Origin of the sequence: Formosa sp. L2A11, assembly GCF_009796865.1 — a bacterium.
Taxonomy (GTDB): Bacteria; Bacteroidota; Bacteroidia; order Flavobacteriales; family Flavobacteriaceae; genus Formosa.
Map to the genome: position 1 here is coordinate 2,374,721 of NZ_CP047028.1, position 23,834 is coordinate 2,398,554.

Below are 23,834 nucleotides of genomic sequence, written 5' to 3' on the forward strand. Positions count from 1 at the left end.
AACCAGTTTCTATTTTTTTTTAGAGATAGATAAGGCTGTTTTATTATTTAATTCATTTATTAGAACAACATAAAAATGAATAAGAATACCATTTATATCGTATTGGCTTTAATTCTAGGGCTAGGATTGGGGTTTGTGTTTTTCGGAAATTCGGAAGCAGAAGTTGCTTTAGAATCACACGATCATGTTGTGACCGAAACTTCTGAAAAATGGACGTGTTCTATGCATCCTCAAATTGTGCGAAACGAACCTGGCGCGTGTCCTATTTGTGGGATGTCGCTTGTGCCTATAAATGGTGATGATAATGCGTTTACTGAGCAACAATTTCAATTAACAAAAACAGCTGCAGCTCTAGCAAATGTAGAAACGTCTGTAGTTGGTGAGAGTTCTGGTTATAATAAGTCTTTAGTTTTATCTGGATCAATACAAGTTAACGCTGATAAAACAGCTGTACAACCAGCGCATTTTAACGGGAGAATAGATAAATTATATGTTACGTCTGTAGGGCAGAAGGTAAGTAAAGGGCAGTTAGTGGCTGTTGTATATTCTCCTGCATTAATAAGTGCACAGCAGGAGTTAATTACGGCTTATAAAATGAAGGCTACACAACCAGAATTGTATCGGGCTGTTCGTAATAAATTTAAAAACTGGATGATTCACGACGGACAATTACACACTATTGAGACGACTGGAAACGTGATAAACCAATTTAAAATTTATGCTCATGTTTCTGGAACAGTTTCAGAAATTTCAGCGAAAGAAGGCGATCATGTAATGGATGGGAAATCTATTTTTAAGGTTTCTAATTTAAGTACCGTTTGGGCAGAGTTTGATGCTTACGAGAATCAAATTGCTACTCTAAAAGTGGGACAATCTATAGCTGTTTCGGCGAAAGCATACCCGAATACTATTATAAAATCTAAAATTACGTTTATAGATCCTATTTTAAATGCCTCTACGAGAACGGTAACAGTGAGAGCTGTTTTACAAAATAAAGAGGATATTTTTAAACCAGGGATGTTTATTGAAGGCACAATTTTAAATCTAAATGATGGTGAAAAAGCGCCATTAACAATTCCAGCTTCTGCAGTGATGTGGACCGGAAAACGATCTGTAGTATATTTAAAGGTAGATCCTGAACAACCTGTTTTTGAAATGCGAGAAGTGACTTTAGGAACAAAATTGGGTGATGCTTACAACGTTTTAGATGGATTGTATGAAGGAAATATTATTGTAACTAATGGTACCTTTACAGTTGATGCGGCAGCTCAATTACAAGGAAAGGCGTCTATGATGAATCAAAGTCAAGTGTCTAATGACGTAGTGAATACAATTGTTTCAAAACAAATTTCTAATGAAGAATTTAAAGCAGTTCCAGAAGTGTTTCAGAAACAAATAAAGACGGTTTTTTATTCATATATTTTATTAAAAAACACCTTGATAGCTAGTGATTTAGAGTCTGCTAAAATACAGTCAAATCTCCTTCTGAAATCTTTAAAAGCTGTTGATTCAAAATCTATTTCTACTGATACTAAAATGATGACAGATTGGACTGTAATTTCAAATAAAATGAAAAGTGATGTAGCCCAAATGCAGCATATTAATACTATAGAATCTTTTAGATCTGTATTTTCAAAAGTGTCTTTAGATTTAAAGCAAGGCATAGAAAAATATGGAATAAATGAGAATGTGTATGTTCAATTTTGTCCGATGGCAAATCAAAATAAAGGCGGATATTGGCTTAGTTTAAATGAAATTATCGAAAACCCTTATTTTGGGAATGTAATGCTAAGTTGTGGAGAAAATGATAAATTATTGCATTAAAAAGACTTCTGTTTTTTGTTATTATAACAATATGGTTATTTTGGTGAGAATTCTATAATATGTTAACAATTAAAAATTATAGATTATCACCCTATAATTGGTTTTTTAGTGCTATTTTGCGCTTGAGCTAATAATTTTATTAATCAAAAAATCAAATATGGAAGTCTTATTAGATAATGTAATACCAGAGAACCACCCTCGAACGTTTACAACAAATGCTTCAGAACATAAGGATTTAATTAAAATTAAACAAGCTATTTTGGCAATAGACGGCGTAGAATCTATTGAGTTTATGGATGTTGTTTTTCCTAAACAATTTAAGGTTACGTCTTCTAAAATGATTGAAGTAAGATTTGTTGAAGAAGCAGTTAACGAAGTCGGATTTAATGCTTTGCCAAGGGAGTTTTTATCCTTTTAAAAATAGAAAAGCTAGTAATATGTATTACTAGCTTTTTCATTTTATATATTATGGTATACTAACGGTTATTTTAAGCCATAAACCGTAACATTTGCAGTAGCATTTAAGATGACTTAGGTATTGTACCAAAATTCTATACTTTTTAGTTTACCTCCCTTTAAGTCGTATAATACGATTCTCTCCATTTTCGTAATCTACGACTAAGCGACGCGTGTTTACTGGAGTATCTTTAAATTTAATTTTTTATAGTCATAAAAAAGAAACCAGGAACATTTATTTTATTGTGGTCTCTTGTGTATTTCGCATTTTACCCAAGTTTCTGTTTTTGCAATAGGACTTTTAATGTTTTTTGTTCTGTGAGAAACTGAATGCTAAAGAAGTAAATAGCAAGTTTGGTAATTAAGGTTTTAGTAAGATTTTTATAATAGCGCTGTTTCTTTATTTTGGTTGTTGAAGCAAAAATATACAGAAAAACTTTCGAACATAAATTCGATTTTCACAAATGAAGTTCTCTTATTTAAATAATTTTCTTAATTACCCGTAATTTATGGGTGTGTACATTTCTATCTACATTATAGATTCCAGAATGATCTAACCTGTCAATTCTAACTTTTCCGTGAGCGTGAATAATATAGTTGTCGTTCATGATAATACCAACATGAACAATTTTTCCTTCACTATTGTCGAAAAAAGCGAGATCTCCAGCTTCACTTTCTTCAATAAAACTAAGCGCTTCACCTTGATTTGCTTGTTCTGAAGCATCTCTAAAAATAGCATAGCCATTTAGCTTGTAAACCATTTGTGTTAATCCTGAGCAATCTATACCAAAAGGTGTTTTTCCTCCCCATAAATAAGGTGCATTTAAATACATAAAGGCTGTATTTATAAGATTTGATTTTGGAAGTATTTCTGTAGATACGCTTCCGTCATGCGTATGGTTTAAAACATCTAAACAGTTTAATGTTGCGCCTAAAGGAATAGGGTAGAGCTCGTCGTTTGCATCGTTAATAAACTCTACTAAATCTGTAGCTACTTTAGGTTGCTCACTATTTAATTTGAAATACATCTCTTCAGATATTTCAAAATATTGTTTCGTATCAATCCAGCCTTCATACTTATCGAAAGCTAATCGAATTTTACACCAGTTTTTTCGTTGTTCCAAAACTTTAAAAAGGTCACCATAGAGTACTTGAGAAATAAGTTCTGAAGCATCAGATGGTTCAATTCTTAAAGGGACAATGCTTAAATTACAAACGCCGTATTGCATTAATTAACTATTGGATTTGGGTCTAAATATAGAATTTAATGAGTTTTTAAAAAAAATATTCTGATTTAAAGTCGTTCTAAAATTATTGATGAAGCACCGCCACCGCCATTACAAATTGCAGCTGCACCTATTTTTGCATCATTTTGTTCTAAAACATTTAAAAGTGTAATTATAATTCGTACTCCAGAACACCCTAATGGATGACCTAGTGATACAGCGCCACCGTTAACATTTACATTTTTATCTGTTAAGCCAAGAATTTTCATATTTGCTAAACCAACTACAGAAAAAGCTTCGTTAAATTCAAAGAAATCTACGTCTTCTAACTTAAGTCCTGCTTTGTCTAATGCTTTTGGTAAAGCCTTAGCTGGTGAGGTTGTAAATAATTCAGGAGCTTGAGAAGCATCTGCATAACTTTTTATTATTGCTAGAGGTTTTAACCCCAAAGCATCTGCTTTGTCTCTACTCATTAAAATTACTGCACCTGCGCCGTCGTTTATAGTAGATGCGTTTGCAGCTGTTACGGTACCGTCTTTAGAGAAAGCAGGACGTAATGCTGGTATTTTATCAAATTTTACATTGGTAAATTCTTCATCTTTTTTAAATATAATAGGTTCTCCACGTCGTTGAGGTACTTCTACAGGAACGACTTCATTATCAAACTTTCCGGCTTCCCATGCAGCAGCAGAGCGTGTATACGATTGTATAGTGTATGCATCTTGGTCTTCTCGATAAAAATTATATTCTGTAGCGCAAGCATCTGCAAAAACGCCCATGGCTTTGTCGTTGTAAGGGTCTGTTAATCCGTCTTTTTGAAGTCCGTCTATTATATTTAGAGGTCCAAATTTGGTACCTGTTCTTGCTTCCATATAATGCGGAATAAGGCTCATGTTTTCCATACCACCAGCAACTACAATTTCTGCATGACCTAAAGCAATAGTTTGAGCTGCATTCATAACTGCTTTCATACCTGAAGCACATACTTTATTAGTAGTTGTACAAGGTACAGAGCTAGAAATTCCAGCATAAATAGCGGCTTGCTTAGCAGGTGCTTGTCCAGAATTTGCCTGAACGACTTGTCCCATAAAAACTTCATCAACAAGATTTGCATCTAAATTAATTTTGTCTAGAGCACCTTTAATAGCAATAGCTCCTAATTTTGGTGCAGGAATTGTTGACAACGCACCTAAAAAACTTCCGATAGGAGTTCTAGCAGCAGAAACTATAACGACTTCTTTACTCATAACTATGTTTTTAGGTTTAATAGTCGCGAAAATAATGAAATTAATAGGAATTAAGAAGTATTACTCTCTTATAAACCTGTTAAAACGCTTTAATTTTTATTACTTTTGATGTACTTAATTCCATACATGAAAGACTTTGTAAATACCCTATACAGGAATCATACCTTGTTATATAAAGCATTACTATTTATTTGTACGACTTTTTTAATCGTGTATCTGTTTCCTAAAAGCGGACGGTTTAAATACGACTTTGAGAAGGGTAAACCATGGCAGTCAGAAAATTTATATGCACCTTTTAATTTTGCGATTAAAAAGAGCAATGAAGAAATTACGACAGAAAAACAAGCGATTACAGCTACGGCTATCCGTTATTTTGATATAGATAGCGGTATAAAACAGCAAGTATTCAAAGATTTTAAAATCACGTTTAAAGAAACGGTTCCTGATACCATTCCAAAACAAGATTCTAATGCCTTGTATACAGAAGGTATAAAAATCTTAAACGAGTTTTATCATTTTGGTGTGCTTCACGAAGATTATAATTTTAATGCAAAAACTACGGTTGTTTTATTAGATAATCGGGTAGAAAAACTGAATTCAGAATATTCGAATTTAGTAAAGCAAGAGAATATAAAACCGCAGTTAATTAAAACATTAGTTGATCATAAACTACAGCGATACGAAAAATTGTTTTTGTCTGTTTTTTACGATGTTATTCAGCCTAATTTAACTTATAATAAGGAGTTTACAGAACGCGCTTTAGAGGAAGAATTAAGTAAGATATCTTACACGCGTGGTAGTATAGAGAAAGAAACGCTCCTTATCTCTAAAGGAGAAATCGTTGAGGGCGATAAATTCCAGGTATTAAAATCTTTAGAATCTGAATACGAATCTCAGGTTTGGACTGCTTCAAATTATAATTGGATTGTTTTTGCTTATACACTATTAGTGTCTTTAGCTTTATTAATGTTATTGCTGTTTTTAAGAAAGTATAGACGCGATGTTTTCGAAAATAATAACAAGGTAACCTTCATATTTTTTAACGTATTATTTATGGTTTTTATAACCTCGTTGGTTGTAAATTATAATGCGCATTATATTTATGTGGTTCCTATTTGTGTACTTCCGTTGGTGTTAAAAGCCTTTTTCGATGCTAGGTTAGGGTTGTTTACTCATGTGGTTACGATGCTATTATTAGGGTCTATTGTGCCTAATAGTTACGAGTATATGTTTCTTCAAATTATAGCTGGAATTGTTACTATTTTAACGGTTTCAGAACTTTATAAACGTGCCAATTTGTTTATTTCTGTTGGTCAAATCACGGTTATTTATATTATCGCATATTTTGCATTTTTTGTAATTCATGAAGGCAGTATAGATAATTTACAATGGGAAACTTTTTTAATGTTTATTCTATGTGGATTGGCAACGTTATTTGTACAGCCGCTAATTTATGTTTACGAAAAAATGTTTGGACTGGTGTCGGACGTCTCTCTTTTGGAACTTACAGATACTAATACTAAGTTATTAAAAGAATTAGCAGAAAAGGCACCCGGAACGTTTCATCACTCTTTAAACGTTGCTAATTTAGCAGAAGCTTGTGCAAATGAAATTGGAGCAAACAGTATGCTAATGCGAGTAGGTGCATTGTATCATGATATTGGTAAGATGAAGAATCCTACGTATTTCACCGAAAATCAATCTACCGGTATTAATCCGCATGATGAATTAGCGCCTAAAGAAAGTGCAAAAATTATTGTAGATCATGTGCTTAACGGAATTGAAATAGGGAAGAAAAATAATTTGCCAGATCGTGTCATCGATTTTATAAGAACACATCATGGAACGAGTGTGGTGTATTATTTTTATATGATGGAAAAGAAATCGCATCCAGACGATGTAAATATAGACGATTTTAGATATTTAGGTCCGAAGCCTTTTAGTAAAGAAACAGCCATTTTAATGATGTGTGATAGTGTAGAGGCAGCGTCTAAAAGTTTAAAAGAACCAACCTCTACAAAAATCGATGCTTTTGTTGAATCTATTATAGATAAACAAATGGACGAGGGGCAATTTTTAAATTCTAATATTACTTTTAAAGATATTCAATCTATTAAAAAGGTGCTAAAACTCAAGCTAGCAAACATTTACCATTTAAGAATAGAATACCCAGAATAATTTTTAGAAAAAAAGACAAAAAAAGGTTGCGTATTTAATAACAAAGCTTAAATTTGCAATCGCAAAAATAACGAAATATTTATTTTTAGGAGAGGTGCCAGAGTGGTAATGGAGCAGATTGCTAATCTGTCGACGCGCAAGTGTCGCCAGGGTTCGAGTCCCTGTCTCTCCGCAATAAGTCTTTAGATATTAATATCGGGAATTTAAAGATAAACATACACCTCGGGGTGTAGCGTAGCCCGGTTATCGCGCCACGTTTGGGACGTGGAGGCCGCAGGTTCGAATCCTGCCACCCCGACGAAAAAAAAGCTTTACAGTTTCTGTAAGGCTTTTTTTAGTTTTAGACCTTTTCTACTGGTTTAAACTTATGCACGCTTTATAGGTTATAAAATAGGTGTTGAAATTTAATGATGCCTAATTGTTGTGTTTAAGCAAAAAGCATAATTAATATAAGCTGGAAGAATTCTATATTTTTTACACCTCTAAACTGTGCTTTAAAATAGATTCTACATTAGTTCGATATAAAATCATTTCAAGTGTTCTCTTTCTGCTCTTTGTTTTTACAGTGTGTGGTTTAGTCAATGCCTAAGTGTTCTGCCATATTCTCAATATAAATCTCCTAATCTTTAGCGTATTTTATTTCTTTCTAATCTTTACATTCATTTAAATAATCTAGATGTTTTATTTGGTACGTTTTGTCTTTAATATTATAAAATCTAGTAATAATATTACAATTAGAAGCTCTAATAACGGTTCATTTATTTAAAAATAAAGGGGCGAATTCAGAAGTTGTTTTTGATCTCTTTGTAACACTGTTCTAATCTCTGTATATAGCATTTCTAGTTGTTTTATCTAGATGTCCTGGAGTTCTACATGAAGATAAACGGTATTTCCTTCTAAAGGAAAGTCTAGAATAGTTCCTTCTTTTTAAAAGCATGAGTAATTATGATAATCTATTTTTTAGTGAATATGTAGATTTAACACTGTATTTGTTTTGAATTTCTTCAAATATTAAATAAATATTAAGAAAAAATATTTTGATTTTACCTTTTGTTGATATTAGAAACTAGGGGATTTTCCAACTTTCGTGCTCTTAGTATTAAACGCATTAAGGTAAATGAAAAATATTACGGAAAAGGATAAGAAATGTATTAGATATATTACTAATGAGATGTCTAATGAGGATCGTTCGGTCTTCGAAATAGAATTTTCCATAGATGATGAACTTAAACATTCTTACGAGTATTATAAGAAAATATGGGATGTATACCCTAAGAGAATAGTCGACTTAAATTCAGAAAGTAGTCTACAAAAAATAGAAGGGAATATAAAGAAAAGGACTGTTTTTAAAAAACGATATGCCATTGCAGCTGCATTGTTGTTATTACTTTTAACCGTGACATCTGCAATCTTACTTTCAGACACTACCGGTTATACCAATATTAAATTTGCAGATAAAGGTGAGCGATTACACTTTTTACTTCCTGATGGTAGTAGCGTTGTTCTAAACGCAGGATCTACTTTAAAATACAATAATAAATTTTCGGATGTAAGATCTGTCCTTTTAGACGGAGAAGCTTTTTTTGAAGTCGTTAAAGACCATGGGAATGAATTTATTGTTCATACAAAGGAAATTGATGTTAAAGTTCTTGGAACAAGTTTTTCTGTGTTTTCTTCTATAGATAAGCAATCTGTTTCCTTAGAAACGGGGAAGGTTAATGTTTTATTAAAGAAGACCAAGGATAAATTTAATCTGCTTCCTAAAGAACAGCTTATTTGGAATATAAAATCAAACGAGATTTCTAAAAAGAATTATAATCCAGAAAATACTTTGTCATGGAAGGACGACATATTGTTTTTGGACAATCTTCCTTTTTCAAAAGCAATACATAAGATTAATAAATTTTATGGTGTAGAATTTATAATTGAAGGAGATGCTATAAAAAAGCAAAGAATAACGGGGTCCTTTAAAGATCAGGGTTTAGATGAGTTTATTTCGACTTTGGAATACATAACAAATGTAAAAGTGACAAAATATAAAGATAAAGTATTCACTATAAAAGCTTCAGATGAAAACTAAAGATAAAGAAAATATACAATTACAGTATCAAAGTCAAGATCAAGAGCTTTTTTATAAAATATCAGAAGGAGAATATAAATCCTTAGAGACTTTATTTAATAAATATTATGAGAACCTCTGTGATTTTGGTTTAAGATACGAATCTAATCTAGCTATAGTAGAAGAAAAAATTGCAGATGTATTTATTCTTTTATGGAACAAACGTAAACAACTAAAAAGTATTGATAATCCTAAACCTTATATATATGTAATTGCAAAAAACAACCTTATAAAAAAAACTAAAATTAAACTGATGGATCGTCTAGACGAAAATTACGGTAAACATGTTTTGCTGTCTCCAAGTAAAGAGGAAGAAATGATAGTTAAAGAAGAAGAAATTTTAAATACAAGTGTCATGCTTTCTATAATGGATAAGATTCCTAAGAAATCTCTTAGAATTTTTGAACTCAGTAGAATTGATGGATTTAAATACAAAGAAATTTCAGAAATAGTAGGTCTATCTCCTCGTACAGTAGAGAATCATATTGCTTTAGCGATGAAATACATTCGTAAAGAATTAGAAGAATTAAATAAAAACAGAACATAAAATAGGTTACAACTTATAAACTCTTAATTTAAAATGAAAAATAAAATTTTACTTTTCTCTTTGGTTTTACTGTCCATTACACATGGGATGAAAGCAGAGCACACTAATCAGAATAATTTCAAAACTATCGAAATTGCTGAAAAAATTAATTTAAACCTTGAAAATTCAACTATAGAAGCTGTCTTTAAATTAATAGAGTCTCAAGCTAATAAATTGTTTATCTATAGATCAGATCAAGGTTTTCTTAAAGAAAAAATTAATATCAATATTGTTAACGCTAATTTAGAAGAGACACTTTCTAAGCTTGAAGAAATAACAAGTTTAGAATTTAAAATTTCTGTAGATGGCATTTTGGTAAAAGAGAAAGCAGAAAGAGCTAATCAGCAGGAACAACAAATTTCAGGAACAGTAAAAGATAATAATAGTTTACCTATTCTAGGAGCCAGTGTTTTTGTTGAAGGAACAAAAATTGGTACATCTACAGATTATGATGGAAACTTTAAATTAACGGTCCCAGCTAATACTAAGTCTATATCTGTAACTTATGTTGGGTACAAAAGACAAAATGTTAGTGTTTTAGGTAAGAAAACTATTGCTGTTGTATTACAAGAAGATACAAATCAATTAGACGAAATATTAGTAGTAGGATACGGAACAGAAAAACGAGAAAATATAACTGCAGCTATTTCTTCTGTAGATCCAGATGAAATAAAAACGTTACCAAAAGCTAACGTAGAAGAAATGCTACAAGGTAGAATGCCTGGTGTTCAGGTCATGAGTGATAATAGTCCTGGTGGAGGAACATCTATTCGTGTAAGAGGTTTTAGTACGATTAATAATAACGATCCCTTAGTTGTTATTGATGGTGTGCCAACGTCTAATGGATTAAATAGTATTAATCCTCAAGATATAGAAAGCATACAAGTACTTAAAGATGCTGCCTCTTCTTCTATTTATGGTTCTCGTGCAGCAAACGGAGTTATCGTAATTACAACTAAAAAAGGAACAAATAAAGATTCTTTTGAAGTGAATTTTGATGGTTACGCAGGAATTCAGACAGCTATTAATTTACCAAGAATGTTAAATGCACAACAGTATGGAGATTTATTATGGCAAGCATACCAAAATGATGGGCAAACACCATCACATGATATTTATGGAGATAATCCAAATCAAGCAGTAATTCCTACATGGTTAAATAGTGAAGAAACCTTACCTAGTAGTGATGTAGATTGGGTACAAGAAATTATGCAACCTGCTTTTGTTCAAAATTATAATCTTTCTATTCAGAAGGGGTCAGAAAAAGGTCAACATTCCTTTTCTTTAGGATATTACGATCAAGAAGGTGTTGTGAAATATACCGGATTTACAAGATATTCAGCGCGTTTTAATTCAAATTATAATATTACAGATTGGTTATCTGTAGGAGAGAATTTCACGGGATCTTATACAGAAGATGTTTCTGCAGGTACAAATAGTGCTTTAGGAAGTATTATTTATGATGCCTTTCAATTTCCTTCAATAGTACCTGTAAGAGATATAAATGGAGAATTTGGAGGTAACCCAGTTAATGATGTTGTAAATCCACTTGCTAGTCTTTATAGATCAAAAGATAATAAAGATAAGAATGTTCGTGCTTTTGGTAATGTTTATGCCGCTCTTAATTTTGGAGACTTTACATTTAAATCTTCTTTTGGTTTAGATTATAACAGTTATAATTATAGAGGCTTTTCTCCTGTCTATGATGAGATTCTTTCTCAAAATACAATAAACAGTTTAAGTACTTCAAATAGTTTTAATCACCAGTTTACATATACAAATACAGTAAATTATAATAAATCTATCGGACATCATAATTTAGATATATTACTGGGTCAAGAAGCCATTGAATATTATTCAGAATCGTTCTCTGCGTCTAGACAAGATTTTTTATATGAAGATCCTAATTTTTGGTATTTAAGTTATGGAACAGATAATCAGTTAAATTCTGGTAGTGCAAGTGAATGGAAGTTAAACTCTTATTTTGGAAGAATGCGATATAATTTTGATGAAAAATATCTTGTAACAGCAACAGTAAGAAGAGATGGTACATCGCGTTTAGCAAATAATAACTGGGGAACATTTCCTGCGTTTTCAGCAGGTTGGAGATTAGATAAAGAAGATTTTTTCGATTTCGGAACTACTTTTACAAGTATGATGCTTAGAGCGAGTTGGGGGCAAACAGGTAATCAAGAAGTGCCTTCTTATTCTACTGTAGATAGTTATACAAATAATAGTAGTAATAGTGATTATGCTATAGACGGTGGTCAGAATTCTGTATCTACTGGGCTTACGCAAACTAGAATTTCTAATTCAGATTTAAACTGGGAAACGACAACACAAACATCGGTAGGTGTCGATTTAGGTTTTTTTAGTAATAAATTAAACATAACAGCCGAGGTTTATAAGAAGGTTACAAACGATATTCTTGTTTATAATTCTGTTCCATTAACGTATGGTGGTACAAATGATGGACAGTGGATTAATGATGGTGTTATGGAAAATAAAGGATACGAGCTTAACTTAAGATATAGCGATAAAAGTAATGATTTTGGTTACGACATAGGTTTAAATATATCTGGTTATAAAAATGAGTTAACAGAGCTTCATAATGTCGCTTATTTAGGGATTCCAAGTTCTTCTTTACATAGTGTAAATTTCGATCAGGAAGTGTCTAGAAGTGCAGTTGGAGAGTCTATAGCATCTTTTTATGGGTATCAATCAGAAGGCTTATTTAGAAGTCAGGCAGAAGTAGATGATTACGGTTTACAACCAGACGCACAAGCAGGAGATCTTAAATTTGCAGACGTAAACGAAGACGGTGTGATTGATGATCAAGATAGAACTTTTATAGGTTCTCCGCATCCAGATGTTGTTATCGGTTTAAATATAAATTTAAATTATAAGAATTTCGATTTAGGTATGTTTTTTAATGCAAGTATTGGTAATGATATTTATAATCTAACAAAATATAAAACGTATTTCTTTAACCAATCGGCATATAACAAAGATTCTGCCTTATTAGGAGCTTGGAGTACAGATAATCCTAATTCAAATATTCCAAGATTAAGTTTAGACGATCCAAATAATAACATCAGACCTTCATCTTATTATGTTGAAGATGGATCTTATTTAAAATTAAATAATTTGCAAATTGGTTACACATTACCTGCAGAGATTTTAAATAATTTAGGATTAAGAATATATGCTCAAGCTAGTAATGTATTTACAATTACAGATTACAGCGGGATGACACCAGAAATTGGACTTCAAAATTATTCAAGCAGTAGCAGAAACTTAGATATTGGTGTAGATAGAGGAATTTATCCTCCTTCTAGAACGTTTATATTAGGATTTAACCTTAATTTTTAAAATTACTTAGCGATGAAATTTAAAATATATTTTACAAAGATTATGGTTGCTTTTACAGCCATATTAAGTATTACTTCGTGTTCAGACGATTATTTAAATGAAGTAACATACGGAGAAGTTTCTCCATCAGAAATGAGTACTCCAGAGAATGTAGAACTGGCAATAATTTCTGCTTATAGTGTATTAAATGGCCAGTTTGATGATGCTAGTAATGCCTATAATTCTCCTGCTTCTAACTGGAGTTTTGGAGATGTAGTTTCAGACGATGCCTACAAAGGAGGTGGAGGTACTGGAGATCAGAATAATATTCATCAAATGGAAATCTTCAATACATTACCTACTACTATTGATGTTGAACGTAAGTGGATGGCCTTGTATGAAGGTGTTAAAAGAACTAATGAAGCGATGCGTTTACTTGATGCTTCTGAAGGTTTTGATGATGATTTGAAAACTCAAAGAATAGCCGAATTACAATTTTTACGCGGACATTTTTATTTCGAATTGAAAAAGATTTATAATCATATCCCTTATATAGATGAAACTGCAGAAACAGTTAATGACTATGCTAAATCTAATACAGAATTTACATCAGATGAATTATGGGAGAAAATAGAATCCGATTTTCAAGCCGCTTACAATGTATTACCAACCACTCAATCCGAAGCAGGAAGACCTACAAGAATTGCTGCAAAAGCATACTTAGCTAAAACCTATTTGTTTCAAGAAAAATGGCAATTGGCTTTTGATGCTACAACAGAGGTTGTAAACAGTAGTTATGGTTTAATGGACGATTTTCAAGAATTATTCTTACCAGAAAACGATAATAACAAGGAAATTATTTTTGCAGTACAGCATTCAGTAAATGATGGTCAAGCAGATAATTATAATGGAAGTATTGGAGATCGATTATTAGCTCCAGGAGGTCCTTTTTATTCGCAATACGGGTTTCATAGGCCATCACAGAATTTAGTAAATGCTTTTAAAGTAACAGCAGAAGGTGTGCCTGCAAATAGCAATGAAAACCTAACAGATACCGATCTTGTAGATCCTAGATTAGATGTCACTATTGGTAGACCTGGAATTCCTTATAAAGATCTTGGTATTCTGTATGATTCAAGTTGGGCAAGAGATTTAGCAACGTATGGAGAATTTAGTCCTAAGAAACGAATTGTTTCTGCAAACTCAGCTTATTTCGTTACAGTATGGCCTTATGTAAGTGCTTTAGATTATTACATTATAAGATATGGAGAAGTATTATTATGGAGAGCAGAAGCTGCTGTAGAGATTGGGCAATTAGAAGAAGCTCGTACACTAGTTAACCAAATTAGAGATAGAGCTAAAAACTCAATTTATGTGCAAACATTAGATGGTAGTAACGACGCAGCAAACTATAAAATTGATTTATATGCTAATGTGTGGAGTAATCAGGATGAAGCTAGAGACGCTGTGCGTTTAGAGTCTCGATTAGAATTAGCTTTAGAGGGACACCGATTTTTTAACTTAGTACGTTGGGGAGAAGCAAACAATGTAATTTCAGATTATCTTCAGGTAGAGAAAACGAGAAGAACACATTTGTCTAATGCAGCGTTTCAAAATGGTAAAAATGAATATTGGCCAATTCCTCAAGCCTATATAGATGGCGTAGAAGATGGCTTGGTTACTCAAAATGCTGGGTACTAATTAACTTTTTAATTCAGCAGAGGTATTATAATGCCTCTGCTTTTTATTTTATAAGACATGAGAAAATATATCATAGTATTATGCTTATTACTAACGGTAATAAGTTATGGTCAGGCTTTAAAAAACACCAATCCTAAAGTTTATGAAACCTTAGCGAATAAAAATTATTACTTGTTAGATGCAATTAATAAAAATCAAGCTGTAAAAAATCTTTTTGAAACGGATGAGGTTTTAAAAGACATTTCAAAAAATAAACATGCCGCAATTTTAGCATCAGCTTCAGGTGAACCACAACAAGTAAATGCGAATAAGCTAGTGGGATCTTATCTTTTTTCTGATTCTGAAATCACTAAAATAAGTACACGTTTAGAAGCATTGTATGGCACTTCGAATGTGTTAAGAGATTTTGTGAAGTCGGAAATAAGAACCTCCGGAGCGTATAATTTATATGACGATAAAGGAGATCAAAAATTATTATCCCAAGCATGGGAATCATGTGCTCGAGGCGTAAATCATGTTCTAAAAGTTTATGGACAAGGTGAGTCACCTCAATACGCGTCAATCGATTCTATTTCTTATAATGTGAATAGTGTATATTATAAACAGACATTATATGTTTGGAGTCAACACATGTCTTCAATGAACGTAGAAGCTTTTTATTCTGAATCTACAAATTTTGCATTATCGCTTTTGTATTTAAATCATAGAGATGAAGCTGTTAGATATGAACCATTAGCAGAACTTGAAAATAAAAAAGTTAAAGAGAAAATTTATAGTATAGATTTTAATAAGTATAAGTACACTTCTGTTTTGGTTTTAGGAAATGGTCCTGAAAATTACAGAGATAGACTTTCTGCTTTAGGAAAATTGAATATTAGATTGGGAGCAGAGAAATTTCTATCAGGACAGGTTCCTCTTATTATGGTATCCGGAGGTCATGCACATCCTTATAGAGCTGCATTTGCTGAAGCTATAGAAATGAAAAAAGAATTAATAGAGGAATATAATATTCCAGAAGATCAAATTATTATAGAACCTTATGCAAGACACACCACTACAAATTTAAGAAATGCGAGTAGGCTTTTAGCAGCGTATAACGTACCAATGGATCGTCTTTCTTTAGTTGTTACTAATAATTTTCATAGTGAATATGTAGGTAGTGAGTTGTTTGTTAAACGTTGTTTAGAAGAATTGGGATATCAACCTGCTGTTATTAAAAAACGTTTAAATAAAACGACTTTAGAGTTTCTGCCAAGAATAGAATCTCTTCAGCAAAACCCTTTAGAACCTCTAGATCCTTAGAATTTATGTGTAGATCCTTTTTTGTAATTTTAGTACTTGTCTTAACGATAAGTAAAGCAACTGCTCAAGCAAATATTAATGCCTCAAGCAGTCCGGCAGATATGGTGAATGTGTTTCTAGGTACTTCTGGAGATCATGGGCAATTATCGCCAGCGGCGTCTTCTCCTTTTAATATGATGAGTATTGGTCCACAAACACGACCACATATTCATACGGGTTACGATTATTATGCAAAAGAATTTGAAGGCTTTACACATACACGAATAGAAGGTGTAGGTTGCAAAGGAAGTGGAGGAAATATTCTTATAAAACCAATTTTAGGAGAAGATAAAACGACATGTCTATCTAAAAAGAAGGAAAAAGCTTCTTCGGGATTTTATAGCGTGTCTTTCGATAATGGCATCTCGGCTGCAATGACAGTAGATACAAATGTTGGTATCCATGAATATGCCTTTCCAAATGAAAAAAGCAGCTTATGGATTGATTTATCATTTGCTTTTGATGACCGATTTGTATCAGAAACTCATGTTATAAAAGATAATGTAATTACGGGGTATATCGATACAAAAACTACGTGTAGTGTTGGAGTGTATCGTATTTATTATGCGCTTCAAATTAGCAATGTTTCAGAAATTAAATCTAGCGGAAATCATGGTTTGTTAGCGTTGCGTAAAAATAGGATAAAGCCTATGGAAGTTCGTGTCGGGTTTTCTTCAGTAAATGAAGATTATGCAATACAGAAAATAGAAAAGACACCTCCAACGCTTCAAGATGTAAAAGAAAAAACTAAAAATAACTGGAATCAATTACTTTCTCGTGTAGAGGTAAAGGGAGAGAAAGCACGAGAAGCTCTTTTTTATTCATTACTTTATAGAGGTCTCCAAGCGCCTTACCTTATTTCAGAGAAAGATGGTACTTATCGTGCTATAGATGGATCTAAACAAAAATCAGATTTTCCTGTGTATAACGGTTGGGCAATTTGGGATAATTATAGAGAACAGTTACCCATGTTGTCATTGCTTTATCAGGATAAATTCGAGCCAATAGCAAAATCTATAGCTAATTTGTATCCCTACGGAAAAAAAAGTTGGGCAACCATGCACGAGCCTTCTCCTACAGTGAGAACGGAGCATGCCATTGTTGTGCTTTTAGATGCGTATAAAAAAGGGTGTGATATTAATTTTGAAGCTATAAAAGATGCATTACTTAATGAAGTCGAACACCTTGATTATAGTTCGCCAGATAAAGCTTTGGAGTCTTCTTACGATACTTGGGCTATGGCAGAAATATTAAAAATAACAGGAGATACGGTATTAAGTAAAACGTTTACAAACAAAGCTTTAGAATATAAAGCCTATTGGAAAAAAGATTTTGCAGATTTATCTAAAGACGATGTTGATAAAATGCAAGCACGTGGTCTGTATCAAGGTACAATCTGGCAATATAGATGGTTTGTTCCGTTTGATGTTAGTGGGCTAAAATCATTAGTAGGAGGAGAAGACGTATTTTTAAAACAGCTAGACCAGTTTTTTGACGATTATAATTATAATCATGCCAATCAGCCAGATTTACAAGTTCCTGGTCTTTATAATGCAACAAAACAACCTTGGAAATCACAGAAGCTTTTTAGAAATATTATGTTAGATACGGTTGTGCAAACTTACTTTAATGATAATAGTAAAGGGGTAGATCCTTATATTGGTACAATATATAATAATAAGCCTAAAGCGTATTTACGGACTATGGATGACGATGCCGGAACGTTATCTTCTTGGTTTGTAATGAGAAGCATTGGGCTTTCTCCTGCAAATGTTGGTGATCCTATTTATTATGTAACAGCTCCAATATTTAAATCTGTTAAAGTGGATATGGGAGATGGTAAATTTCTAAGTATAGAAGTAAAAAACTATAACAAGGATTATTTTTATATTCAATCCGTTACCTTTAATGGAAAAGAATTAGATAGAAATTGGTTAACTCAAAAGGAACTGACACAAGGTGGCGAGATTATTATAGAAACAGGGGCTGAACCCAATAAAAATTTTGGAATTAGAAATCAATGGATTTCATGTGTAGATAAGTAATTTCTATTAAAAATAGATTAATCAAGAATAATTAGCTCAATTAATGTTTGTGCTGTTTTAAGCTAGAAGTTGTGAAAACTGAAATGATTTATTTCTAATAAAAAAAAAGTGCGACTATCTTGTCGCACTTAATGTTTCTAAAATCTTTTCTTCAAAGCCTAATAAAGCTCTTCGGGCATATTTTACTTTCTTTTTAGTCTTGAAATCATAAGAGACTTCTAAGAATTTTTTAGAAGGTGTATCTGGCTGAACCACTAAGGCATCATTCTTTTTGTAAGTGACTTTAATAGGGATGTCTTCATAATATGTGAAATACTCAGGGTGAGTGACTATTCCTAATGTAGAACAATCAAAAGGGATAAAACCACGAATTCCAAACAGTTTTTCATTAAACTCCATCCAAGGCTGAACAATATCAAATAACCATTTATCTGCTTCGTTTGTCATGTCTAAACTTGCTAAATCTATGTTGCCAATAAAGGTATAAGAACTAGGCTCGTATCCTGCAAATTCTAAAGGAACAGCTGTGTTTAATAAAACATCCATAGATTGGGTGTCGAACTCGTAATTGTAATCAAAAAGATTAAGTTTTCCATGTCCTGGATTAAAAGTTAAATCGGGTGTTCTAGCAGCACAAATAACTACGCGTTCTATTTGCGGAATAATATCTGGATGATTCTGAACTAATGTAGCAATATTAGTCATTGGTCCGAGAGCCAAAATAGTCAGTTTTTCTTTTTTTAAGGCTTTGTATAACGCTCTAGTCGCATCGTTTTCTATTCCCGTATCATTAGCTAAATTCGAGCCTTTGTACACAGGGATTACTTCACCTTTATTGTGCCAGTTTAAAATTTTATTAATCACATCGTAACCATAATCTACGTATGTAATGTTGCTTATGCCTACAATTTCAATTTCAGGTTGTTTTAATGCCATTATAAGTGTAATTCCATCGTCTACCTCACGGGCGCGATTATCTGGCATTCCAATCATAATATCGGTATCAAACCAAACCTTAGTTTGTGCCCTAATACCGTTACTAATTAGTAAAATTAAAATTAATGTATATGTTTTCATCTCTAGTTTGTTATTAATTGATATGCTAATTTTAAAAGTCTTTCTTTGTCTTTTAAGTCCGATTTTAAAGGTAATTGTGCGAGTCCTATTAAGCGACGCATAATTTCAACACCTATAAAACCATTTAATATAGCACTATTTAATTCTTGATAATCGTTATAATATTTTTTTACTTTATCTATTGTGTTTTCATCTTGATTAGATAAATATAAATGTGCTATAAATACACCCAAATCAAATTCTCTTAAGCCATAATAACAAAATTCAGGATCTATAATTTTAATTCCATCTGCTGTGTGTAACCAACTTGCAGGATAATAATCGCCATGTAATAAGTAGTTTCCTTTAGTCATGTAAGCAGTGCCTAAAAGTTCTATTTTTTGCTTCAGAATAGCATCTTTTTTATAAATTAAAGCAAGTGTTTGTAAACCGTCCTGTATTGTGTCTAAATTAAACCCATTGTCTTCTAAAAAAGGATAATGAAAAATGTGTTCGTAGTTTAATTTACGCATCTCCAAATTAGCCAATTCATCATCAATTGTAGGTTTTTTAAAATTTTGATGTAATACATTTAAATAACTTACTAATACGCTAATTTCTTCTTCTGTAATATTCTGCTCCAGATTATATAATACATTAAAATCGTTAGCCTGTCCTAAATCCTCTAAAATCATAATGTTATTTAAAGTATCTAAACCTAATAGTTTAGGCATTCTTTTCTGGATGGTTTTCTCTGTGCTAATTTTTTTATAGAAAGCAGCTTCAGTAAGTACGCGTTTTTCAGGAGCTGCAATTTGAGGATATTTTTCAACGTAAGCACGAGACTGTTTTATAATAAAAGAACCTTGCATAGTTGTTACTCGCAATACATAATTCATGTTTCCTTGTCCGGCTACAGATAACAATGTAATGGCATCGTTATCAGATATCCATTCATTTTTTTTTAAGTAATATGCCAATTCATTAGGCTCATTAGCATTTAATATAAACATAATTGTTTTTTGTTTCGTAAGTATCATATTCCAAATTTATGGACTTGTTAATGACGTGCTTTATTACGTTTCTTCTTTGTAATTTACCACACCTAATTATTTGGAATGGAATTAATTCTAAAAGCCTTAATTTACAATTTAAATCACAGTTAAATGATTTAGATATTTTGAAAAGTATTAAGAATCTCTACTTTAATTTTCTCTACAATAATACATTTTGTTTTGTGTAAATAGAAGCATTATCGCTGTTGAAGAATCGTTCTTTTAAAATTCATATAGAAAATAGACGAAACGATCTTGTATTCCTAACAATTTAGTTGTGTAGAATATAAAAATATAGTTTTTAAAAATATTTTAAAATTATATTTGTTAGGAAAGTATAAACGCATCGTCTGTTTAATAAATAACATAAATGAAAAATTATATATTATTAATAGTTGTCCCGTTGTTGTCTCTTTTTGCTTTTAATAGTATAAATAAAGCACCTATTGGTTTTCAAACTTATAATGAGAATACTATTGAAGCTCCAAAACCTATAGATCATACTTTATGGAATGCGTTACTGTCTAAATATGTGTCTAAAGATGGACATGTAAATTATAAAGGCTTTAAAGCAGATGAGCAACGTTTTCAAGAATATTTAGAAATTTTGAAACAAGATACACCTTCAAGTTCTTGGACAAAAAACGAAAAATTAGCTTATTGGATTAATGCCTACAATGCGTTTACAATTCAATTAATTCTTGATAATTATCCTGTTAAAAGTATAAAAGATATAAAAGATCCTTGGGATTTAGAATTTATTAAAATTGCAGATAAAACATATAGTTTAGGAGATATTGAACATAAAATTCTTCGTAAAATGGATGAACCTCGTATTCATTTTGCTATAAATTGTGCATCTTATTCTTGTCCTAATTTATTGAATGAGGCTTATAATGCAGAAGATTTAAATGAACAATTAAACGTGGCTGCAACACAATTTGTGAATGATACTTCTAAGAATACAATCTCTAAGGATAAGGTTGAGGTTTCAAAGATTTTTGATTGGTTCTCTAGTGATTTTAAAAAGCAGGGGAGTGTAGTCGATTTTCTGAACACGTACAGCACCATTAAAATAGATAGTAAAGCCAAAGTTAAATACAGAGATTATAACTGGAATTTAAATGACTAATTTAGTTCTGTCTGAATAAAAAATGATAATAAAGTAGACTTAAAGTGTTTTAAATACAACTTATTAATGTCTATATAAAGAATTTCCTTTTTTACATCTAGAATTAAAAGACATGCAATGTGATTATAATATAATCCATGTTGTAAGGGGAAGATTTGCCTTGTTTTTATAAAATTAGTTTTATAAACAAACCCTTTAAATAATAGAATTACCTTAATATAAGTATGATAATCATGCTTAACACTAATTACATATAATTATACAATGAATAGAACAACAATTTTAAATAAAGCGAGTAATATAATAGCAGCAGCACTCATGATATTTTTTGCAATACCAAAATTATTGGGGGCAGAAAAAAGTATACAAGGGTTTGAGCAATTTAAATCTTTAGTACCATTAGATCCCAATGTGTTTCGAGTTTTTACAGGTGTAGTAGAATTTATAATTGCATTACTATTAATTTTTTATACCATTAAAAATACAAATAACTTAGGGAAATTAGCTTATTTTTTATTGTTGTCTACTATGATTGGTGGTTTAATTATGGAATTTTTTGCAAGACCAGAACCTGCCATGCCGCTTGTTATTATTGCTATAATTCTTTCTGTACTTTCTGTGTTTAAACTTAAATCATTACTTAAGAAGTAACTCGTAAAACAAAATTTAGAAACAAAAAAAAATCCAAGTCTTAAGACTTGGATTTTTTATATGTTAAATAAAAATAATTATTTCATTTGTTCTAATAAACCTTCAATGGTGTTAGACATTACAACACCCGGTAATTTTACTGGAGAACCTATTTGAGCAAGGAACGTTCCGTTTACTTCACCTGTTTTGTATGTTGTAAATCCAATTCTGTATAATCCTTTAGTTAACGCTTTTACAGGGTCACTAGTTTGGCTTTCGTAACGTAAAAGAGAGTTGTAAGAACTACCACTTGGTTGTTTAGGCATTTCTCCACTATCATCATTACTTGCTAATTTAGTCCACGTTGCACTTGCAGAATCAGCAATTTTATCTTCTGTAAATACTGTAGATCTTTCTAAAGTAATGTAAGTATCGAAGAAGTCATCAGAACCTTTGTTGTCCTCATATCCAGCTCCAATAATTGCATTTTTAGTTTTTGCATCTCCAGCAGGAGACATCATTCTTAATCCTAATTCAGGAGCAACAGCAGGAATCCATACATAAATGTAGTAAAATTTCTTACCGTCTTTTACTTCGTCTTCAGAACCAGGAGCAGCATGTCCTAAGTAACTAATAACATCTGTGTAAGGTACTTTTTTTGTAACAGGACCTACTTTTTTCTCGATAGAACTCCCGAAAGATTTTAATTTTTGAGCATTAACTGTGGTCATTGTAAGTGCAAAAACAAATAATAGACTTACATTTTTAATAAATTTCATGTTGTAGTGATTTTTAATTTGATGCAAAATAAAGCTTTTAACTTAAAAATGTATAATTATATTATTAATTATTAATTTTGATTTTTTAATAAAAAAACTACTTAATTTAACTTTTTTTGTTGATAATAATGATTTTATAAAGTTTTTTTGAGATTATATAGCAATAGAAAAATAAGGGTAATAAAGCTGTTTATTAGACGTGTAAACGAAAAATTAACGCCAAATAGAGGTGTGTTTTTTCTGAGGACATAAGTTTAAAGTAAATATATTTTAGAACTTTTTTAGAGGTTGGACAAAATTGGAACTAGATCGTATAAAATGATTATTGCCAGTGTTTTAACAAGAAACTAGTTTTGTAAATAGTGGAAATTTTAGCTTAATTATAAGTTTGTATATAATATACAGCCTATTAATATTTTAAAAATTACGATTTAGTAATTCAAATTTCTAAGAAAAATCTGTTTGTTTTGAGACGATGTTGAATACTGTTTTAAAGAAAAATCGACTTTAACTAATTTTACTGTTTTAAGAATATGGTAATACTTAAGGCGCCTTGAGCACCAATAACTAAAGATTGCTCAATATCTGCTGTTTTTGAAGGTCCAGCAAGGAAAACACCATAATTAAAACCTGAAAGTCGACTGTAAGCTTCATGCATATATTCTACAAGATCTTTTTTTGAAATTACCACGGCTAAATGTTTTGTTATAAAAGGTAACACGCGAACAGGAATTTCTTGATCCGATAACCATACTGATCCATTTTCAGCAACACCTAGTGTGCTTTCTAAAATCAAGACATCTAAATTTTCTAGATCATGTGGATTTTGAATCGTTTCTAAACTAATTGTATTGAATCCTTGAGTGCCTTTTATATGAGAATAACAGACTTCTTGGTTTGTAAAAGTTGACTCAATTTTATTAATGACATCTTGATTAGATGTAACTTCTAAAACATTTCCGCCAACAACTTCTACTTTTTTTATAAATTCCTTAATAATATCTAAACCTTCATCTCTAAAAATTGAAGTCTCTATTAAAGGTAAGTCGATTAATTTTGGCTTATTAGTCTTTAGTTTTGCTAATATTTGGTCTCTACTATTCATAGA

The 23,834-nt window shown here is 31.5% G+C and carries 17 protein-coding genes and 2 tRNA genes; 13 read left to right on the forward strand and 6 right to left on the reverse strand.

Annotated elements, in window-relative coordinates:
- Positions 1-75 precede the first annotated feature (75 nt).
- Complete coding sequence (locus GQR95_RS10280) at positions 76-1,824, forward strand: efflux RND transporter periplasmic adaptor subunit (protein WP_159023081.1); 1,749 nt, start codon at positions 76-78, stop codon at positions 1,822-1,824.
- 157 nt (positions 1,825-1,981) lie between these two features.
- Positions 1,982-2,242 carry a heavy-metal-associated domain-containing protein gene (locus GQR95_RS10285; protein ID WP_159023082.1) on the forward strand — a complete coding sequence of 87 codons (261 nt, stop codon included), beginning with the start codon at positions 1,982-1,984 and terminating at the stop codon, positions 2,240-2,242.
- Between the two features lie 517 nt (positions 2,243-2,759).
- Here the strand turns inward: GQR95_RS10285 and GQR95_RS10290 are convergent.
- Positions 2,760-3,509, reverse strand: a complete 750-nt coding sequence (locus tag GQR95_RS10290; RefSeq protein ID WP_159023083.1) for a C40 family peptidase — start codon at positions 3,507-3,509, stop codon at positions 2,760-2,762.
- A 65-nt stretch (positions 3,510-3,574) separates the two neighbouring features.
- Positions 3,575-4,753: an acetyl-CoA C-acyltransferase gene (locus tag GQR95_RS10295; RefSeq protein WP_159023084.1), complete on the reverse strand. Its 1,179-nt coding sequence runs from the start codon at positions 4,751-4,753 to the stop codon at positions 3,575-3,577.
- Between the two features lie 126 nt (positions 4,754-4,879).
- Between GQR95_RS10295 and GQR95_RS10300 the strand changes: the two genes are divergently transcribed.
- From GQR95_RS10300 to GQR95_RS10340, 9 genes are all read left to right on the forward strand, one after another.
- On the forward strand, positions 4,880-6,931 hold the full coding sequence (locus GQR95_RS10300) for an HD family phosphohydrolase (protein ID WP_159023085.1): 2,052 nt from the start codon (positions 4,880-4,882) through the stop codon (positions 6,929-6,931).
- Positions 6,932-7,019: 88 nt separating this feature from the next.
- Positions 7,020-7,103 (forward strand) — tRNA-Ser (locus GQR95_RS10305).
- A gap of 51 nt (positions 7,104-7,154) precedes the next feature.
- Positions 7,155-7,229: transfer RNA gene (locus GQR95_RS10310), tRNA-Pro, on the forward strand.
- A gap of 819 nt (positions 7,230-8,048) precedes the next feature.
- Positions 8,049-9,011, forward strand: a complete 963-nt coding sequence (locus tag GQR95_RS10315; protein ID WP_159023086.1) for a FecR family protein — start codon at positions 8,049-8,051, stop codon at positions 9,009-9,011.
- Complete coding sequence (locus tag GQR95_RS10320) at positions 9,001-9,597, forward strand: RNA polymerase sigma factor (RefSeq protein WP_159023087.1); 597 nt, start codon at positions 9,001-9,003, stop codon at positions 9,595-9,597. Before GQR95_RS10315 ends, GQR95_RS10320 begins: the two co-directional genes overlap by 11 nt.
- A 33-nt stretch (positions 9,598-9,630) precedes the next feature.
- Positions 9,631-13,008: a TonB-dependent receptor gene (locus tag GQR95_RS10325; RefSeq protein WP_159023088.1), complete on the forward strand. Its 3,378-nt coding sequence runs from the start codon at positions 9,631-9,633 to the stop codon at positions 13,006-13,008.
- 12 nt (positions 13,009-13,020) lie between these two features.
- Positions 13,021-14,688: a RagB/SusD family nutrient uptake outer membrane protein gene (locus GQR95_RS10330; RefSeq protein ID WP_159023089.1), complete on the forward strand. Its 1,668-nt coding sequence runs from the start codon at positions 13,021-13,023 to the stop codon at positions 14,686-14,688.
- A 57-nt stretch (positions 14,689-14,745) separates the two neighbouring features.
- Positions 14,746-15,990 carry a YdcF family protein gene (locus GQR95_RS10335; RefSeq protein ID WP_159023090.1) on the forward strand — a complete coding sequence of 415 codons (1,245 nt, stop codon included), beginning with the start codon at positions 14,746-14,748 and terminating at the stop codon, positions 15,988-15,990.
- A 5-nt stretch (positions 15,991-15,995) separates the two neighbouring features.
- Positions 15,996-18,074 carry a glycoside hydrolase domain-containing protein gene (locus GQR95_RS10340; RefSeq protein ID WP_159023091.1) on the forward strand — a complete coding sequence of 693 codons (2,079 nt, stop codon included), beginning with the start codon at positions 15,996-15,998 and terminating at the stop codon, positions 18,072-18,074.
- 114 nt (positions 18,075-18,188) lie between these two features.
- Here GQR95_RS10340 and GQR95_RS10345 read toward each other — a convergent pair whose 3' ends face one another.
- Entirely contained in the window at positions 18,189-19,151 is a 963-nt protein-coding gene (locus GQR95_RS10345) for a nucleoside hydrolase (protein WP_159023092.1), read from the reverse strand.
- A gap of 2 nt (positions 19,152-19,153) precedes the next feature.
- Positions 19,154-20,170, reverse strand: coding sequence for a phosphotransferase (locus GQR95_RS10350; RefSeq protein ID WP_233265906.1), 1,017 nt, complete (start codon positions 20,168-20,170; stop codon positions 19,154-19,156).
- A 385-nt stretch (positions 20,171-20,555) separates the two neighbouring features.
- Here GQR95_RS10350 and GQR95_RS10355 point away from each other — a divergent pair, with 385 nt between their 5' ends.
- Together GQR95_RS10355 and GQR95_RS10360 are read left to right on the forward strand one after the other, a co-directional pair.
- On the forward strand, positions 20,556-21,317 hold the full coding sequence (locus tag GQR95_RS10355) for a DUF547 domain-containing protein (RefSeq protein WP_159023093.1): 762 nt from the start codon (positions 20,556-20,558) through the stop codon (positions 21,315-21,317).
- A 264-nt stretch (positions 21,318-21,581) separates the two neighbouring features.
- Positions 21,582-21,968: a DoxX family protein gene (locus GQR95_RS10360; protein ID WP_159023094.1), complete on the forward strand. Its 387-nt coding sequence runs from the start codon at positions 21,582-21,584 to the stop codon at positions 21,966-21,968.
- Between the two features lie 77 nt (positions 21,969-22,045).
- On the opposite strand, the gene GQR95_RS10365 is transcribed toward GQR95_RS10360, so the two are convergent.
- Both GQR95_RS10365 and GQR95_RS10370 read right to left on the reverse strand, forming a co-directional pair.
- Positions 22,046-22,726: a Lipl32 family lipoprotein gene (locus GQR95_RS10365; RefSeq protein WP_159023095.1), complete on the reverse strand. Its 681-nt coding sequence runs from the start codon at positions 22,724-22,726 to the stop codon at positions 22,046-22,048.
- A 517-nt stretch (positions 22,727-23,243) separates the two neighbouring features.
- Positions 23,244-23,831: an LUD domain-containing protein gene (locus GQR95_RS10370; protein WP_159023096.1), complete on the reverse strand. Its 588-nt coding sequence runs from the start codon at positions 23,829-23,831 to the stop codon at positions 23,244-23,246.
- Positions 23,832-23,834 lie beyond the last annotated feature (3 nt).